At 57.1% G+C, this 16,600-nt stretch carries 14 protein-coding genes; 6 read left to right on the forward strand and 8 right to left on the reverse strand.

Annotation, left to right across the window (positions count from 1 at the left end; translation table 11 throughout):
• Nucleotides 1-29: 29 nt before the first annotated feature.
• Nucleotides 30-2,558 (reverse strand): malto-oligosyltrehalose synthase, encoded by a 2,529-nt coding sequence (treY, locus tag AC6I8D_RS08490; RefSeq protein ID WP_312057196.1) that lies wholly within the window; start codon nucleotides 2,556-2,558, stop codon nucleotides 30-32.
• Nucleotides 2,555-4,342: a malto-oligosyltrehalose trehalohydrolase gene (gene treZ, locus AC6I8D_RS08495; RefSeq protein WP_312057197.1), complete on the reverse strand. Its 1,788-nt coding sequence runs from the start codon at nucleotides 4,340-4,342 to the stop codon at nucleotides 2,555-2,557. Before treZ ends, treY begins: the two co-directional genes overlap by 4 nt.
• 467 nt (nucleotides 4,343-4,809) lie before the next feature.
• On the opposite strand from treZ, the gene AC6I8D_RS08500 reads away from it, so the two are divergent.
• On the forward strand, nucleotides 4,810-5,073 hold the full coding sequence (locus AC6I8D_RS08500) for a hypothetical protein (protein ID WP_031377387.1): 264 nt from the start codon (nucleotides 4,810-4,812) through the stop codon (nucleotides 5,071-5,073).
• 54 nt (nucleotides 5,074-5,127) lie between these two features.
• On the opposite strand, the gene AC6I8D_RS08505 is transcribed toward AC6I8D_RS08500, so the two are convergent.
• Nucleotides 5,128-6,384: a mechanosensitive ion channel family protein gene (locus AC6I8D_RS08505; protein ID WP_312057201.1), complete on the reverse strand. Its 1,257-nt coding sequence runs from the start codon at nucleotides 6,382-6,384 to the stop codon at nucleotides 5,128-5,130.
• Between the two features lie 843 nt (nucleotides 6,385-7,227).
• On the opposite strand from AC6I8D_RS08505, the gene AC6I8D_RS08510 reads away from it, so the two are divergent.
• Complete coding sequence (locus AC6I8D_RS08510; RefSeq protein ID WP_497819942.1) at nucleotides 7,228-8,889, forward strand: methyl-accepting chemotaxis protein; 1,662 nt, start codon at nucleotides 7,228-7,230, stop codon at nucleotides 8,887-8,889.
• 159 nt (nucleotides 8,890-9,048) lie between these two features.
• Here the strand turns inward: AC6I8D_RS08510 and AC6I8D_RS08515 are convergent, their stop codons facing one another.
• Both AC6I8D_RS08515 and AC6I8D_RS08520 read right to left on the reverse strand, forming a co-directional pair.
• The gene (locus tag AC6I8D_RS08515; RefSeq protein WP_409519737.1) at nucleotides 9,049-9,618 is read right to left on the reverse strand and encodes a hypothetical protein; all 570 of its coding nucleotides are present in this window, start codon (nucleotides 9,616-9,618) and stop codon (nucleotides 9,049-9,051) included.
• A gap of 146 nt (nucleotides 9,619-9,764) precedes the next feature.
• The gene (locus AC6I8D_RS08520; RefSeq protein ID WP_312056991.1) at nucleotides 9,765-10,226 is read right to left on the reverse strand and encodes a hypothetical protein; all 462 of its coding nucleotides are present in this window, start codon (nucleotides 10,224-10,226) and stop codon (nucleotides 9,765-9,767) included.
• 452 nt (nucleotides 10,227-10,678) lie between these two features.
• Between AC6I8D_RS08520 and AC6I8D_RS08525 the strand changes: the two genes are divergently transcribed.
• Complete coding sequence (locus AC6I8D_RS08525) at nucleotides 10,679-10,942, forward strand: hypothetical protein (RefSeq protein WP_497819943.1); 264 nt, start codon at nucleotides 10,679-10,681, stop codon at nucleotides 10,940-10,942.
• 115 nt (nucleotides 10,943-11,057) lie between these two features.
• On the opposite strand, the gene katE is transcribed toward AC6I8D_RS08525, so the two are convergent.
• Nucleotides 11,058-13,322, reverse strand: coding sequence for a catalase HPII (gene katE / locus AC6I8D_RS08530; RefSeq protein ID WP_312056989.1), 2,265 nt, complete (start codon nucleotides 13,320-13,322; stop codon nucleotides 11,058-11,060).
• 195 nt (nucleotides 13,323-13,517) lie between these two features.
• On the opposite strand from katE, the gene AC6I8D_RS08535 reads away from it, so the two are divergent.
• Together AC6I8D_RS08535 and zinT are read left to right on the forward strand one after the other, a co-directional pair.
• Nucleotides 13,518-13,931, forward strand: a complete 414-nt coding sequence (locus AC6I8D_RS08535) for a VOC family protein (protein WP_312056987.1) — start codon at nucleotides 13,518-13,520, stop codon at nucleotides 13,929-13,931.
• Nucleotides 13,932-14,017: 86 nt separating this feature from the next.
• The gene (gene zinT, locus AC6I8D_RS08540; RefSeq protein WP_497819944.1) at nucleotides 14,018-14,668 is read left to right on the forward strand and encodes a metal-binding protein ZinT; all 651 of its coding nucleotides are present in this window, start codon (nucleotides 14,018-14,020) and stop codon (nucleotides 14,666-14,668) included.
• 125 nt (nucleotides 14,669-14,793) lie between these two features.
• Here the strand turns inward: zinT and AC6I8D_RS08545 are convergent, their stop codons facing one another.
• Nucleotides 14,794-14,970, reverse strand: a complete 177-nt coding sequence (locus AC6I8D_RS08545) for a con-10 family general stress protein (RefSeq protein ID WP_031377378.1) — start codon at nucleotides 14,968-14,970, stop codon at nucleotides 14,794-14,796.
• A gap of 154 nt (nucleotides 14,971-15,124) precedes the next feature.
• Nucleotides 15,125-15,490 carry an MmcQ/YjbR family DNA-binding protein gene (locus AC6I8D_RS08550; protein WP_497819945.1) on the reverse strand — a complete coding sequence of 122 codons (366 nt, stop codon included), beginning with the start codon at nucleotides 15,488-15,490 and terminating at the stop codon, nucleotides 15,125-15,127.
• 96 nt (nucleotides 15,491-15,586) lie between these two features.
• Here AC6I8D_RS08550 and AC6I8D_RS08555 point away from each other — a divergent pair, with 96 nt between their 5' ends.
• Entirely contained in the window at nucleotides 15,587-16,555 is a 969-nt protein-coding gene (locus AC6I8D_RS08555) for an apurinic/apyrimidinic endonuclease family protein (protein WP_497819946.1), read from the forward strand.
• Nucleotides 16,556-16,600 lie beyond the last annotated feature (45 nt).

Genomic DNA, 16,600 nt, shown 5'->3' on the forward strand with positions numbered 1-16,600 from the left:
CGTTAAAAAAATTTCCTGAAAGCGGGCGATCACTGCGCCAGCAGCACCGCACACCAGCCTGATGCGATGCTATCCAGTTGCAGTTGGTCGCCAGGCGCAATCTCTTTGCCACTCAGTACATCGCGGTAGCGGCGCTGGCTGAGTGAAGACGGCAGGGCGATCGCGGTGGCGGCCCAGCGGTCCGCCGGTGGCTGATCGAGCGTCGCCGGCAGGTTGCTCAACACCAGCCGTGGCACCACCACAATCAGTGCCTGATCCGGTTCACAACGGGCAAATGCCAGCAGCCGATCCTGATGCTCTCCCTGCACCGGCAGCGGCAGATAGTCACCGTGGCGGAACAGCGATGGATGCTGCTGACGCACCGCCAGCAGGCGGGCAATCGTCTGCTGATTGACCTGACCGCGCAGCCAGTGGCCGTCATCTTCGTCCTGCTGCGGCTGGTCCAGCATCGCCGCCAGCGCAGCAAAGTCAGGCTCGCGGCGGTTATCGGGATCGACCAGACTGAAGTCCAGTGCTTCACTGCCCTGGTAAATGTCCGGCACGCCTGGCGCGGTGAGTTTCACTACCGTCTGGGTCAGGCTGTTGACCAGTCCGGCACGCATAAACGGGCGCAGGGCAGAGCAGAAATCGCGCAGGAAAGAGATATTGGCCGGTGCCAGCAGATGACGGGCATAGTCGAGCACCGCCTGTTCGTAGGCATCGTTGTTGTCTGCCCAGTCGGTGCGTAATTTGGCTTCACGCAGCGCTTTTTCAACGTAAACCACAAAGCGTGCTTCCAGCGCCGCCAGTCCGCCGGCGTCCTCTGGCTGCAGGGACGGCGGCCAGACGCCAGCCAGCGCTTCATACAGCATCCACTCCACTGCCGGCTCCGGTGCCGGGCCATCTTTCAGCGCGATCACCTGCCCGAGGTTCATCTGCCGCCAGCGGGCGACACAGTCCGCCCAGCGGTCTGGCGCTTCGGTCAGGGTATACAGGCGGGCACGCGCGTCTTCGCCGCGCTTGGTGTCGTGGGTTGAGGTTCCCGACAGCGCATCCGGCTGATGCTCACGTCGTGCCTGCATCTCAGCGTGAAACTGATCCGGCGAAAAGTGGCGCGCCAGCGGTTCGGCACCGACTTCGTTTAACGCCAGCGCCATGTGCTGACGGAAAAACAGCGTGTCCTCAACCGATTTCGCCATCAGCGGACCGGTCAGCTGCTGAAAGCGGGTGCGGAACTGGCTGGCATCTTTAGCGGCCGCGGCCGCAACGTCGCCGCGCAGAATCCGCACCAGCAGATCAAGCGCCTGCTCATCCGGGGCATTCGGGCTGGCTTTGACCTGGCTCACCACCTGTTGCAGCAGGGCGGTATCGGCAGGCGTCAGGCCCTGCGGCGTGCCGTAGGTGCGATACACCGGAAACGCCACCAGCAGCTCGCGCAGCGCATTTTTCAGTTTGGCTTCCGGCTGTGGCGCGCCATCGTGACTGGCGATGCCCAGAGCCAGCTGCAGCAGGCGGTTAAACTCGCCCGCGAAGTTGCGATTGGCCATCAGGAGTTTGGCGGCGCGCAGTTCGGCCTTCATGTCGACCGTTTTGCCAATCACCGCCTGATAAGCCTTGCGCAGCGCACTGAGGTGGTTACCGTCCACCAGCACGTTCGACAGTGCGGCCATAAATTCGTAACCGGTGGTGCCGGAGACCGGCCACGCATCCGGTAACTGCTCGTTCTCACCGAGGATCTTCTCGACCGTGAGGTAGCAATCAGGGCCTGCGGCCTGGCGTAACTGCTCAAGATAGCCACGCGGATCGGCCAGACCATCGACGTGGTCGACGCGCAGTCCCTGCACCGCGCCGCTGTGCACCAGTTCGAGGATCAGCTGGTGTGCAGCGTCGAACACCGCTTTATCTTCGACCCGCACGCCGACCAGCCCGGTCACTTCGAAGAAGCGGCGGTAGGAGAGATCGTTGGGTGCATCACGCCACGACATCAGGCGCCACGGCTGCTGGTCATGCAGCGCAGCAATCTGATCCGGCGCGCGCAGGCCGAGCACCTCTTCCTCACGGCCCTGCCAGGTGTGTGGGGCCAGCGGGTAGTAGTTGTCGAAGTAGGCCAGCGCTGGTTTGCCGCTTTGCGGATCGCGCTGCACGCCGATCTCACCGTTGGCCAGCACCGCCTCAAAACTGTCGCCGAGGAACGGCAGCGTCAGGCGACGTGACCAGTCAATGTCAAAGTAGTGGGCATAACGGCTCTGCTCACCGTTCTCGATCACGTCGCGCCACCACGGGTTCTCCAGCGAGGCGGCCATATGGTTGGGGACGATATCGAGGATCAGTCCGAGTCCGGCCGCTTTCAGCGCCGCAGCCATGCGGTCAAAACCGGCACGACCACCAATCGACGGTTCGATCTGGTTAACGTCGGTGACGTCATAACCGTGGGTCGATTCCGCAGTAGCACTGAAGATCGGCGAAGCGTAAAGATGGCTGATACCGAGTTGCTTCAGGTAAGGCACCAGCGCTGCCGCACGATCAAAGGTCATGCCGTTACGGAACTGAATACGGTAGGTGGCGGTTGGGATGTTCATTGTGCGGCTCCTTTTTCCAGACGAACCACGATCGCCTCCGGAGCCAGTTCGAGGGTCTGCTGCGGCCAGGCAAACAGGGTCTCGCCCGGCAGATCGGCGATCGGTTGCGGCTGGTCGCCGACGTTCAGCGCCAGTGACAGCGTGCCCTGCGGGAAGTCCCAGCGCACCGCCAGGAAACCGGGCGCGGTGTTCACCACCCGCCCACAGTGACCACCGGCGGTGGGCAGCAGCGGTACAATGTGTTGCTGGCGCAGCTGTAGCAGTCTGCGCGTCAGCGCCAGCCACTGCTGGCCTTCCGGCGTTTGCGGCTTATCCCAGTTCAGCTTCGAACGTGCAAAGGTCTGTGGATCGTTCGGGTCCGGCACGCTTTCGCCTTCGTGACCGGCATGACCTTCAAACTCTCTGGCGCGGCCTTCACGCACCGCTTTGGCCAGCTCGCCATGGAAATCGGTGAAAAACAGGAACGGCTGGGTTTCTCCATACTCTTCGCCCATAAACAGCAGCGGAATATGCGGCGACAGCAGTAAGGTTGCCAGCAGCAGCTGGGTACGTTCGATGCCCGCCAGGCTCACCAGTCTTTCGCCCTGGGCCCGGTTCCCCACCTGGTCATGGTTCTGGATGAAGTCAACAAAGGCCACCGGCGGCTGACCGCGGCTGTCGACCCCGCGCGGTTCGCCGGACTGCTGCGACACCTCGCCCTGATAAACAAAGCCTTCCGCCAGCGCCCGGGCAACCCGCTGTTCCGGCCGATCGGCGAAGTCCTGGTAATAGGCATGATTTTCGCCGGTTGCCAGCACGTGGACCGCGTTATGGAAGTCATCATTCCATTCGCCGGTAAACAGCGTTGCCTGGCCCTTTTCATCACGCGGATGCAGGAAGGTGACGTTACGGCAATCTTCGGTGGTCAGGTGAATCGGTCGATCGGTAATGTCAGCCCGGATGCGCTCCGCAATCTCAATCAGCACATGTTTATCGGCCGGGTCTTCAATCTGGTCGATGGCGTCAAAGCGCAGGCCATCGAGATTAAACTCCTGCAGCCAGTAGAGCGGCGCTTCGGTGATGTAACGGCGCACTGCGTCCACGTCATAAGCGATACCTGCGCCCCACGGTGTCTGCCGCTCTTTATGGAAGAAGTCTGGCGACAGCAGCGGCAGATAGTTACCTTCCGGGCCAAAGTGGTTCAGCACGATATCCAGCACCACCGACAGGCCATGACCGTGCGCCGCGTCGACAAAGGCTTTGAAATCATCAGGCGTGCCGTAGGCGGAATGCGGTGCATACAGCAATACGCCGTCGTAGCCCCAGCCGCGATTGCCGCCGAACTGCGAAACCGGTAACACTTCAATCATGGTGATACCGTTTTCCGCCAGCCATGGCAGCTTTTCAATTGCCGCCTGAAAGGTGCCCTGCGGGGTAAAAGTGCCGATGTGCAGCTCATACACCACTGATTCCTGCCACGGACGGCCTCGCCAGTCGGTGTTTTGCCAGACGTAAGCCTCAGGATCGATCACCAGCGACGGACCGTTGACTTCACCTTTCTGGCCGCGTGAGGCGGGATCGGGCACTGCGGTGCCGTCCGCCAGCACAAAATCGTATTCAGCGCCGGGGGCGACGCCGCTCAGCTGGGTTTCGAACCAGCCGTCAGGCTGGCGGGTCATCTCGATATCTTTGCCGGATAACCGCAGGGTGACGCGTTGCTGACCCGTTGCCCAGAGACGGAAACGGACCTCATCGCTGGACACCCGTTCGGCGCCCCAGCTTTTAAAAAATGATTTGGATTCCATTCAGTTGCCTCGTTTAACCTGGAAATGCGCAATAATCGCCATCGCGCGGAAATGATGCCGATGATGCGAGCTTCAAAAACATAAACATGTCAGCGAGACCAGGATGCCAAATGGGTTGGCGCGTCTCTTCAGCCAGGATCCTGGACTGGTATACAGTGCGATGCGGCGAAAAGTAGGTGATGAGACCGTTTCCACGCGGCATACGAAGAATAATCATAGACTAAGATGTCGCAATCGCGGGGCGGCGGGCCACAGAGAGGCGGGAATTTGACTTAATGGCGCGGATCCGCAGCCTCGCATCGGTCAGTCAGCGCGAGACGGCGGCAGAAAATCCTGCCGATGGCGGTCGATTGCGTATAAGCTGGATGACCTGCTAACGCCAGGCGTGCCGGGTGACACGGCAGTACGACACTCTTTTTTCAAAAGGACGTTATGTGAGTAAAAAAGCCCTGTTTGTGGCGCTTGTGATGCTGTTATCCGGCTGCTCTAATCGGGTCGGGCATAATCTGGACACCGCCCGCCTGCAGCATATTCATCCCGGCCAGACCACCCAGGCACAGCTGATTTCGCTGTTTGGTCAGCCCGACAGCGAGACGCCGTATCCGGATGGACAGCGTTTGCTGAAGTGGACCTACAGTGAGGCGCGTACCCTTAACACCACCGAAGGGCAGACGTTAACGGTGCAGATGAAAAACGACAGGGTGCTGAACTTTGCCCTGAGCAAAAGCTGACGCCGGGTGTGGCGGCAAAATCAGGCGGCGTGAGCAACGCCGCCGCGAGGCAGGTTACTGCGGACCGTTCTGCTGCACCTCAGTGCTGGCAGGACGCGGCTGGGCCAGCCGGGCGAAATCTGAGCCCGCCGGATGCTGATAAATCTGCAGATCAAAATAGCGGGCCATGGCGTAAATGTACTCAAAAATGGCTGACTGGGTATTCTCATAATCGGCCCAGAATATCGAGGAGGTGAAGCAGTAGATCTCCACCGGCAAGCCATCCGGCGACGGCTTCAGCGCCCGCACCACGATATACATCTCTTTCTTAATGTCCTCGCGCTGCGCCAGCCAGGCGGTCAGGAATTTACGGAACACCGTCAGGTTGGTGATGCCGTTCTCCATAAACCAGCGGTCGCCGACCGCGCTGATATCACGTCCATCCAGCAGTTCCGTAATCGATTCGCTGGCGATGCGGATCTGGCTCATCGCCTGCAGCATCTCCTGATTCACAAAGGTGATCGACTTCTGATCAAGATAAAAGCTGCGCATGATACGCCGCGCGCCCGAAGAGAACATCGCCTGCCAGTTGGTGTAGGTCTCGGTGAGGAAATTCTTGGTCGGAATGCGCGAGATAGTGTTATCCCAGTTACGGATGGTGATGGTGTGCAGTGCAATATCGATCACCTCGCCACTGATATTTCTATCCGGCATTTCAATCCAGTCGCCCAGTTGCAGCACATCGTTGGACGAGAGCTGAATATTCGCCACCAGCGACAGCAGCGTATGCTGAAAGATCAGCATCAGTACCGCGGCGACCGCACCCAGCGAGGAGATAATAATCGCCGGTGACTTATTGGACATAATCGCCAGAATCATGATCGCGGCGATAATATGCACCAGGATTTTACCAATCTGGATATAGCCCTTGATCGAGTGATTTTTGCGCTTCGATTTGCGCGAATAGGAGTTGTTAACAATCTCCAGCACTTCATTGAAGAAGATCGACAGATAGACAAAAAACAGGATGCCGCAGATGGTCTGAATCGCCACTTTCAGATTATCAGGCAGGCCCGGCATAAACTGCAGGAAATTGTAGACCACAATCACCGGCACAAAATTCGACAGCTTCTGAGAGAGGCGGACATCTTTATCCAGCGGAACGCCCTGTTTATGGCTGCTGAAAAAGACCTTTCTGATCACTTTGACGATGAAAAATTTGCAGATCAGATGAGTGACCATCCCGGCCATTATTAACAGGATCACGCTGAAGCTGGCCGACAGCACCGCATTCCCCTCGATAAAATCCATTAAACTCTGAATGTAATGCATGGTAACCACGTGCTGAGCAAGATAAGGGGCGAATTCAACCACACTGCGGCGCGGGTTGTTGAGCGGCGAATGCGTTTAGCACGGCTGGCGTCCGGTTTTGCCGCCGCTTAGGCTGCCGCAGCCCCGTCCTGACGGCGGTGGTGATTAAAACTGTGCCCATTTGACTAATGCCGATCAGTTAAGCAGCAGGTGATAACGCAGTCTGGTGCCGGGCAGGGGCTGGCGGTCCTCGCGCCGCTGCGCGGTTCCTTCACTTCATTCGCCTGCCTGACGGACCGCCGGGGATGGCACATCCTGTGCAGCCCCGCCTTTCGCCCGCGTCCTGCGGGCTCTCCTGGCAGACTCATTCTGTTCAGCGCTGCGGATTGCCTGCCCCTGCCCGGCACCGGCCTGCTCTGAAACTTCAGTGTGTATTGTTAAAAAAGGGCACGAGAGTGGAGGCCTGAGCGTCTCTGCTGCTGAAAGGGCTATCCACAGCGCTGAGGCGTGACGGTGAGCCAGAAGTCCACGCCGGGAAGCGTGGACAGTTCGGGGCCGGCCAGGGAGGGCCGATCCCCGAACGGTTCGTCGGCACGACGTCAAAGCCGAAGGTACCGCGCGAGCGGCGCGAGGACGGCCCGGCAGCAGCAGAGGTGCGCTGGCCCGCACTGCGGCTCGCTCGCCCGGGAAAAAAGCTGCCACGTTTGACCGTGACAGCCTTTTACAAATCTAATCTTAACTGACCAGCATTAGGCCCATTTGCCCGGTTATTTATCTTATCGCGAGCTCATCGCCTGCCGGCACTCAGATAAAGTCCAGGCTGGCCGATAACAGCATTATCTCCTCTGACATGAGTCTGCTGAAATGCTTAAAAACCTCAAAATAACCCACAGTATTCTCGCCGTACTTTTTATCTTTACCGCACTGCTGAGCCTGACCGGCTTTATGTTGTACAACTCCGTCGCCAAAGCCGATCAGAACTTCGTTGCGGCGGAGCAGTTAACCCTGCAGCAGCAGCACCTGAGCGATGCGGTGAAAACCCTGATTAAAACCCGCGTCACCATCAACCGGGTGGCGATCCGCTTCCTCAAAAATCAGCAGGACCCGGCTTCACTGGCTGCGATGGCGTCGCTGCTGGATAAGGCTGAGCAGTCAGCCGCCGCTGCCGATGTCGAATTCCGCGCCTGGCAGGCGTTGCCGCGCAAAGCGGGGCAGGATGAAGCGCAGGCTGGCGAGGTGCGGGCTGCCTATCAGCAAATGCACGACACCATGCTGGCCTCGGTGACCTTCCTGAAACAGCGCAACTATCAGGGCTACGGCAATCTGGAAGCGCAGGCGGCGCAGGATCGGCTCGACAGCGCTTATGAAGCCTGGCGCGCGGTCAACATTCAGCTGATGAAAAACACCTCTGAGCAGAACCAGCGCAGCCTGACCGATGCGCTCTGGACCTTGCTGGTGCTTGGCCTGGTGACCGTGGTGATCATTTTCGCAGTCTGGGTCGGGTTACAAAAACGGCTTATCGGGCCGCTTAGCCGACTGACCGGCTATATCCGCGCGATTTCTGCCGGCGATCTGACCTCAGACATTCAGCATGAAGGCCGTAATGAGATGGGGCTGCTGATTACCGAACTGCAACAGATGCGCGATGCGCTGGTGGTTACCATCACCTCGGTTGATGACGCCACCCGTTCTATCTTTACCGGCGCTGCCGAAATTTCAGCCGGCAGTACCGATCTCTCCTCACGCACCGAACAGCAGGCCGCGGCACTGGAACAAACGGCGGCCAGCATGGAGCAGCTGACCTCAACCGTGAAGCTCAATGCCGACAATGCGCAGCAGGCAACGGCCGTATCGAAACAGGCGTCAGCCACCGCCACCCAGGGCGGCGAAACGGTGGCCCGGGTCATCGCCAATATGGAGCAGATCAGCGAAAGCTCCGGGCAAATCGCTGGCATCATTGCCATTATCGACAGCATCGCCTTCCAGACCAACATTCTGGCGCTCAACGCCGCGGTAGAAGCGGCGCGTGCCGGTGAGCAGGGACGTGGATTTGCGGTGGTCGCGGGCGAGGTGCGTTCGCTGGCAGGCCGCAGCGCCAGTGCCGCTCAGGAAATCCGCGGCCTGATCGATCGCTCCGCCGAGCGGATCAGAACCGGGGCCGGCCATGCCTCTGAAGCCGGTAAGGCGATGGACAGTATCGTCACGTCGGTCAGTCGGGTAACCCAGTTGATCGAAGAGATCGCCTCATCGTCGGTCGAGCAGACGCGCGGCATTGAACAGGTCTGCATTGCGGTTTCTGAAATGGATGGCGTAACGCAGCAGAACGCCGCCCTGGTAGAAGAGTCGGCCAGCGCGGCGGCTTCGCTGGAAGAGCAGGCCAGCTATCTGCGTAAAACGGTGTCGGTATTTAAAACCGGCAGCCTGCAGGCGGCGTTTTCCGCAGCACCGGCCCAGCCGGTAGTGAGTCAGCTGCGTCCTGCTGCGGTCAGCGCGCAGGCGGATAACGCTAACTGGCAGGCCTTCTGAGTGGCTGGCCGTTAGTCAGGAAAATGCTGACGGCCAGCGCGTGATAATCCGGTTGGGCTCGCTGCATTTGAGCTCAATCGGGAAGGTGTTTGATAGCGACCGATACGTTGGCGAATAACGTTGGCCAATCACTACAGCCAATCACTTCAGTCGCTTTATCTACCGGTAGATAAATTCATATCTCACGATGTAAGAGCCAATATTATTCACACGAGCGGTTACCCATACTCCCGTCATTCCTTGCTTACGGTGGCTGTGCAGATACTCTTTATTGATACAAAGCTGCTTCCATCTGCTGGTGTTCGGGTCCTTTAGCCAGAGACCCGCTTCACAATGCCCGTACTTGCCTCTTGACGGGCCGGGGAAGACAACTTCATATTCCGATTCATAGCCTATAACTTTGTCCGGGAAGAGATAAACAGAGACATCATAACAATTTAAGGACAACACAAAGCCCAGAATAAAACCGCCACTGAATGCATTAAACAGAGACTTTACGTTTTTATTAAACGTGCCCCTGCGGCAAGCCAGTGCCAGAATAACGATGCCCATAAACAGGCCAGATAAAATATAGGTTTTCCATTCAGGAACCGATTTTTTTAACACTGTATTGTGTGAAATGCTGGATGCCCAAAACATATACCAGCACCAGCTACCTAACAGAATGTATACCACTGCGGCAGTAAACCATTTCCTGAAATTACCTTTGAAATAAGTAATGCTTTTCACACTTATATTCCTTTATTTATCAGTGAGTAACCCTTACACTGTTCCGGCATATTCGCTTAACTTTAGCGTCTGACGCGGCGTCCTGTTTCAGCCAGATTTCCCGCCGGGTACCCGCTCAGATTGTTATTCAGGCTTTTGAGAGATTATCAGCAGAGGTAACGGTTTGATCGTAACTCTCGCTCCGGCGAGTGGGGCAGACACCGGCCATAAATGATGGACGAGTATTCATAACCACCATCGTCAGTTATCTGGCAAAGGCATTTGAAAGGATCACCTGATGTATGACACTCAGCTGACTGAGCAGCGTCATCGTGGGTATAAAAGTCGATCACAATGCTGGCATTTTTAACCCATGAGTCAGGTAGTTGCTGTTTCAGTATAAGGTCTGCCAGCATTACCGTATAACGGCGCCCTATATCATTTATCAGATCAAAATCTTCACCGCTTGCAGGCACAGGAAAGGTAAACGTCACTGATTTAAGCCCCCGCTCAATAGCAAAGCGTTTTAACCGGCCTATCGACCAAAAACCCTGATAATCGTTGTTTCGACTGACAAAGCTGCCATTCAGAGAATGGGCAATTCCTTTAAGCTCTTTTCTTCGTGCCATCGTCCCTTCCTGGCTGTTTTTACGCGTTCTAATCAGTTACTGAATCAGTATCGGTAGCATTGTTCCAACCTTTAACGCTGGCAATTCATTACCTCATTAGCCGTCCTGACTAATGACACCGAAAATGAGAATAGCCACCACCGTCGCCAGGCGACACCCATTCTACCCGCTCCGGTGCAAGGCAACCCTCTGCGTGTCACATCCGTTGTCCCTGAGCCTGAATCAATGTCGCCGACGCAAACGCCTGCTTTCCTCACTCTGGTTTAGTGCATTTCTCATGACGACCCGTTGCCGCCGATAACAGAATAGAGGCAGGCTACGGCCAGCCCCGGATAAGCCGGCGTCTGATCACTGTCGCTTTGCCGGGCTGCCCAGGCCTGATTTTCCGCTGAGCGCAGCGTCTGATTGCGGTTATGTTGAAGCTTCAAATCGTGACTGCAAAGGAACTCAGCATGCCCGAATTTTGCTTTTTCAGGAAAGGCCGTCAGCGGGTAGCTGTCGACCGGAAGGACAGCGCGTCAGTCGATCGGCTTAAGGCTGATGGCTACCAGAAACAGTTTGAGGAAATTATCGCGCCTGATGCGGAAAGGGCGTTGATCAGGCTGCAGGATATCCGTAAGGATGCCGCCGATCTCGAATACGGCTTCCTGACCGGCGGAATATTCGGTGTCGTCAGCTTGCTGTTCCGTGAAAACTGGGTCAAAAAGACGCAATGATCGGCGCATCTCTGGCTGCAGCAGCGCCGCTTGCCGACCGGATAGAGCAGTAAAAAACCGCCCCGGGAGGCGGTTTTTTATTGCAGATCTGACGCGCAATAGCGCGCCGCGATCGTCAGGCCGGTACTGACAGCGCTTTCTGGCTGCGTGACCAGACGCGGTGTGCTTTCATCGCCTGGATGAAGTCGGTCATCAGGGCGTTTTCTGCTTTGTCACCCTCAACAAGGCCTTCTTCCGGTTCGGTTTCGCCCAGACCGAACTGCGCCTTGAAGCGACGTGCGTCGCCAGACAGACCAATCACTTTCAGATGCTTGTAGGCTTCCAGCAGGAAGTAACGCGCATCACCGCTCAGCAGCAGGGCATCGATGTTGCCATCCGGCACCATCACGGCGTCAAAGGTCAGTGACGGCAGACCGGCGAAGGTGGCATCAATCGGCAGCACTGAACCATCATCGGCACGCACCTGGCCCATGTGTGAGGCCAGCAGTTTGGTGTGAACACCGACCGCTTTAAGTTCCTGCAAAATCGACAGCACGTCTGCCGCCTTCACGCCATCGCTAACCAGTAACGCCACCTGACGGCCTTTGATCTCGCCATCCGGGATGGCATAGAGACTCAGGCTGTCATCTTTGGTCAGGCCGTTGACCGCTTTTGGTGGCTGGATATTCAGCTGATCGGCGGTCAGGGCGATACCGAGATTATCCGCCACGCCTTTTGCCAGCTCGAGATCGATGCGTGCCAGATGATCAACCACCCGCTCACGGATATAAGGCCGCGCCACTTTACTCAGCTCGAACGAGTAAGCGCCGATAATATGCTGCTGTTCTACCGGCGTCTGGCTCATCCAGAACAGGCGCGGCTGAGCATAATACTCACCGAATGATGGGCTGCGCTCGCGCACTTTATGGCCCTCAACGCGCTCCTGGTAGCTTTCAAAACCGCCACCTTCAGCGGCTGGCGGGGTTTCACGCGGCCAGTTATCGTTGATCGAGTTCGGCTCGTAGTTGGCCGGGTTAGTGTCGATATCCTGACGGTGCATCCCCTGACGCTGGAAGTTATGGTACGGGCAGGTTGGACGGTTGATCGGGATCTCATGGAAGTTCGGTCCACCGAGCCGGCTGATCTGGGTATCGGTATAGGAGAACAGACGGCCCTGCAGCAGCGGATCGTTGGAGAAGTCGAGGCCCGGCACGATGTGGCCTGGGTGGAACGCGACCTGCTCGGTTTCGGCGAAGAAGTTATCCGGGTTGCGGTTAAGCACCATCTTACCCACGATTTCGACCGGTACCAGCTCTTCCGGGATCAGCTTGGTGGCGTCGAGAATATCGAAATCGAATTTGAACTCATCCTCTTCCGGGATCAGCTGCAGGCCCAGTTCATATTCCGGGAAGTCACCCGCTTCAATCGCTTCCCACAGGTCGCGACGATGGAAGTCGGGATCGCGGCCGGTCAGTTTCTGCGACTCATCCCACAGCAGTGAGGCTTTGCCCGCCACCGGCTTCCAGTGGAAGCGGACAAAGGTCGCTTTGCCTTCAGCATTAATCAGGCGGAAGGTATGGATACCAAACCCTTCCATGGTGCGATAGCTGCGCGGAATGCCGCGGTCAGACATCGCCCAGATGACGTTGTGCATGGTTTCCGGCTGGAGCGAAACGTAATCCCAGAAGGTGTCATGGGCGCTCTGGCCCTGCGGGATTTCATTGTGCGGTTCAGGCTTCACCGCGTGCACGAAATCCGGGAATTTATGCGCATCCTGGATAAAGAACACCGGCGTGTTGTTGCCGACCAGATCGAAGACGCCCTCTTCGGTGTAAAACTTGGTGGCGAAGCCGCGAATATCACGCACCGTATCAGCGGAACCGGCGCCGCCCTGTACCGTGGAAAAACGCACGAAAACCGGCGTTACCTGATCCGGATCGCCGAGGAACTGCGCTTTAGTCAGATCTTTTAACGAGCGGTAAGGCTGAAAATAGCCGTGCGCCGCGGAGCCGCGCGCATGCACGATGCGCTCCGGGATACGTTCATGGTCAAAATGCGTGATCTTCTCACGCATAATAAAGTCTTCCAGCAGCGTTGGACCACGCGAACCGGCACGCAGCGAATTCTGATCGTTCGCAATACGGGTTCCCTGGTTGGTGGTGAGCGGGCTGTTGGTGCCGTTTTTACGGCTGGCGTTGAGCTGGTCGAGTTTAGCGTTATGGGTCTGCGGGGCTTTCAGGCTACCTGGCGCGGTCGGTTGTTTGCCAGGAGGCGTCGGTTCGGCTGGCGGCTGATGTGATCCATCCTGAGGTGCCAGCGAACCGAGTCCTGGCTCTGACGACTCCGGTCCGGTAGTGGGGGCGCGGTGGCTCAGTTCTTTCTTCTCTGTTTCTTTCGACATTAATCCATGCTCCAGCGGTTATTTTACTTTCGACGACACTAAATATAGAACAACCTGACCAATGCTGGGGGTAAACCGCGACGTTAACTGACCTCACCGGGTTTCTTTTTGGCGGACTAAAATAGAACCTTCACCCGGTGCGGCAGCCTGTCGTTTCGCTTATTGCCGGCCAACAGCAATTACCCGGAGGTCTGTATGCTCAGCTATCTGTTTATTGGTGCAAATGACGTGGCGCTGTCCGGTCACTTTTATCGGGCCGTTCTGCTGCCGCTCGGTTATCTGGCTGAGCCCGATGGCGAACAGCTGATCTTCTCACTGCCGGAGGTGCCCGATCGGCAAAACGGACCCGGTGCCGTTTTCATTGCGAAGCCGTGGGATGGAGCAGAAGCGCAGCCCGGTAACGGCAACATGGCCGGATTCCGCGCGCCAACGCGGCAAAGGGTTGACGAGCTTTACGCGGCGGGCCTGCGGGCAGGGGGCACAGATGAGGGCGCGCCAGGCATTCGTGAACGCTACAACCCGAATTTTTACGTGGCTTACCTGCGCGATCCGGCAGGCAATAAGCTGGCGCTGTTCTGTAACGACGATCCGGCCTACGCGTCGGTTTAATTGCCGCCGGCGTGCATTTCCTGATTGAAGTTGGAAATGTTATATCATAACATTTCACTTTGTAACTTCTATTGAGGATCGCGACGTTGGCAAATCATACAGGTAAGTGGGCGATGGCGCTGGGCGCGCTGTTGATCAGCAATCAGGTGGCGGCGCATGGCGATCATGCGCACGGCAAACCGTTGTCAGCTATGGAACAGAAAGCGGCGGAAGGGGACTTTGCCGATGTGGATGTTAAAGATCGCCCGCTGTCGGACTGGGATGGCCTGTGGCAGTCGGTCTATCCGCTACTGGAAAGTGGCGAGCTGGACCCGGTATGGCAGAAAAAAGCGCAGCAGGATGGCAGCAAAACGGCGCAGCAGGTTAAAGACTATTACCGCAAAGGCTACGCGACCAATGTCGACACCATCGGCATCGAAAACGGCGTGATGGAGTTTCATAGCGGCGATCGGGTCAGCGCCTGCCGCTACCATTATGCCGGACACCGCATCCTGACCTACACCTCGGGCAGGAAAGGGGTGCGCTACCTGTTTGAATGTCAGGAGGCGAACAGCGACGCGCCGAAATATGTGCAGTTCAGCGATCACACCATCGCACCGCGCAAATCAGCCCACTTCCATATATTTATGGGTAACCGCTCGCAGCAAGACTTACTGGCAGAGATGGATAACTGGCCGACCTACTATCCCTGGCAGATGATGAATGCGCAGGTGGTGGATGAGATGTTGCATCACTAAGGGTTCGCTTCGGCTTGTGACACACCCGCCCGCGACGGCGGGTTCTCAGGCGACAAACGCCGCCGGTTTATGCAGATAAATCGCCAATCCGTGGCGTACAAAATCCTAAAGCGCTTCACTCAGATCTACTTAGAGGTGCGCCGACTGACTTTACCGCCCTTGCGTCCAGCTTCCCTGGCTCTTTCAGGATCGTTCTTGAAATTGCCTCCGCTGGCTTTGCCACCGGCACTTCCAGCTTCACTGGCACGGTCCGGGTCATTGGCAAAGTTGCCTGCGCCACCGCGGTATTTCTGTTGTGTCATAGATAGGCCTCGTATCAGGTTCCTTAGATAAGAAGGACTAGCTAGTCACAGCATTAAGTTTAGTTTGCCGGCTGGATTATGCCAGCAAAACGGCAAAATCGAGGCGGCTGTCGCCTCGCTAATCTGTTGATTAATGACGTTAATTGTGTTGCTGTTAACCAACCCATGCTGGCCGGCGCGAGGCCGGTATTCCCTTCACTACCTGCTGGTACGAATCGCCGACCAGTTGCTGGATCAACCCTTCGGACAGTGCGTCGCCCGGGTAGACGGTGATCCAGTGCTGCTTATTCATATGGTAACCGGCGGTAATAGAGGGATAGATGGCGCGATGCAATTCCGCCTGCTGCGGCTGGCATTTCAGGGTGATGATCGGCACCCCCCGCAGCACGGTCAGCAGTAGAAACACTTTACCGCACACTTTATACACCTGATGTGCCGGTCCAAACGGATAGCTGGACTCGGCGGCAGGCAGCCGCTCGGCCGCCTCAATAGCGATGCGCTGGATATCAGCACCCTGCATAGCGAATCTCCTTGTTACCGGGTTGGTCAATCTCTGCCCACTGGCTGAGTGACTGAGGCCTGTTACACTTCTGATAAGCATAAATCAGGAGCAGACATGAAATTAGGCTTTGCATGTAAGTATCTCAACCACGATGGCAAACAGTTTTTCCCGTTCCGCGCCACCACGCGTAAACGGTTTCTGAGTTTACCGCACGATCAACGTAATCAACTGATTTATGAGATATCCGTTACCAACCTTAACCAGCTCTACCTGACGCTGGAGCAGCTGGCGACCTTACCGGAGCCGTTAAGGATGATGCGCATTGGCAGCGATCTGCTGCCGCTTTATACCGTTCCGGAGGCCACGTCGCTGTTTGCCGCGTTTTTACCCGAGCTTCATCCGCTGTTCGCCCGCTGCGGTGAACTGGCACGCGCGCATCAGATCCGGCTCTCCTTCCATCCGGGGCAATATACGGTGCTGGCGTCAGATAATCCGGATGTGGTGAGCCGCGCGCTGGAGGATGTCGAATATCACACCCTCTGCGCCTGCCTGATGGGCTACGGCCAACGCTTCCAGGATTTTAAAATCAATATTCATATGAACGGCAAGGCGGGATTCGACGGTTTTAAACGTTCGTTTGGTCAGCTGAGCGAGGAAGCGCGCCGGATGCTGACGGTAGAGAATGATGAAATATCCTGTTCGCTGGATGACGTATTGCAGGCCGCCGCGCTCTGCCCGGTGGTGCTGGATATTCATCATCACTGGGTGAAAGAGAATCAGTTTATCCAGCCTGACGATGCGCGGATTGCTGCGATAATCGCCTCATGGCGCGGCGTCCGGCCGGTGCTGCATTATTCGATTTCACAGGAGGGGATGATTCCGCCGCAGGGCTGGCCGGATCAGCAACAGCTCGGCGTGTCGAAAAGCAAACTGCGGGCGCACTCCGATTACTACTTCAATGACACGCTCAATGACTGGGCTCTGTCGTTTCAGGATTTCGACATCATGTGCGAAGTGAAAATGAAGAATCTGGCGCGGGAACAGCTCTATCAGTGGGCGAAACAGCAACAGCGGATGGCGTAACAGCCGACAGCGTTCCCCTTGCTGCCGATGCAGCAAGGGGAAGCG

This window comes from Pantoea sp. X-Soil-MYKO-1785, assembly GCF_059730675.1.

What these genes read in the sequence shown, in the direction of transcription:
- AC6I8D_RS08500 (WP_031377387.1), top strand. Translation starts at nt 4,810, where the DNA reads ATGCTGTTATCCGGCTGCTCTAATCGGGTCGGGCATAATCTGGACACC.
- AC6I8D_RS08520 (WP_312056991.1), bottom strand. Translation starts at nt 10,226, where the DNA reads ATGGCACGAAGAAAAGAGCTTAAAGGAATTGCCCATTCTCTGAATGGC.
- treY (WP_312057196.1), bottom strand. Translation starts at nt 2,558, where the DNA reads ATGAACATCCCAACCGCCACCTACCGTATTCAGTTCCGTAACGGCATG.
- AC6I8D_RS08545 (WP_031377378.1), bottom strand. Translation starts at nt 14,970, where the DNA reads ATGACACAACAGAAATACCGCGGTGGCGCAGGCAACTTTGCCAATGAC.
- treZ (WP_312057197.1), bottom strand. Translation starts at nt 4,342, where the DNA reads ATGGAATCCAAATCATTTTTTAAAAGCTGGGGCGCCGAACGGGTGTCC.
- AC6I8D_RS08505 (WP_312057201.1), bottom strand. Translation starts at nt 6,384, where the DNA reads ATGCATTACATTCAGAGTTTAATGGATTTTATCGAGGGGAATGCGGTG.
- AC6I8D_RS08555 (WP_497819946.1), top strand. Translation starts at nt 15,587, where the DNA reads ATGAAATTAGGCTTTGCATGTAAGTATCTCAACCACGATGGCAAACAG.
- AC6I8D_RS08550 (WP_497819945.1), bottom strand. Translation starts at nt 15,490, where the DNA reads ATGCAGGGTGCTGATATCCAGCGCATCGCTATTGAGGCGGCCGAGCGG.
- AC6I8D_RS08510 (WP_497819942.1), top strand. Translation starts at nt 7,228, where the DNA reads ATGCTTAAAAACCTCAAAATAACCCACAGTATTCTCGCCGTACTTTTT.
- katE (WP_312056989.1), bottom strand. Translation starts at nt 13,322, where the DNA reads ATGTCGAAAGAAACAGAGAAGAAAGAACTGAGCCACCGCGCCCCCACT.
- AC6I8D_RS08525 (WP_497819943.1), top strand. Translation starts at nt 10,679, where the DNA reads ATGCCCGAATTTTGCTTTTTCAGGAAAGGCCGTCAGCGGGTAGCTGTC.
- AC6I8D_RS08535 (WP_312056987.1), top strand. Translation starts at nt 13,518, where the DNA reads ATGCTCAGCTATCTGTTTATTGGTGCAAATGACGTGGCGCTGTCCGGT.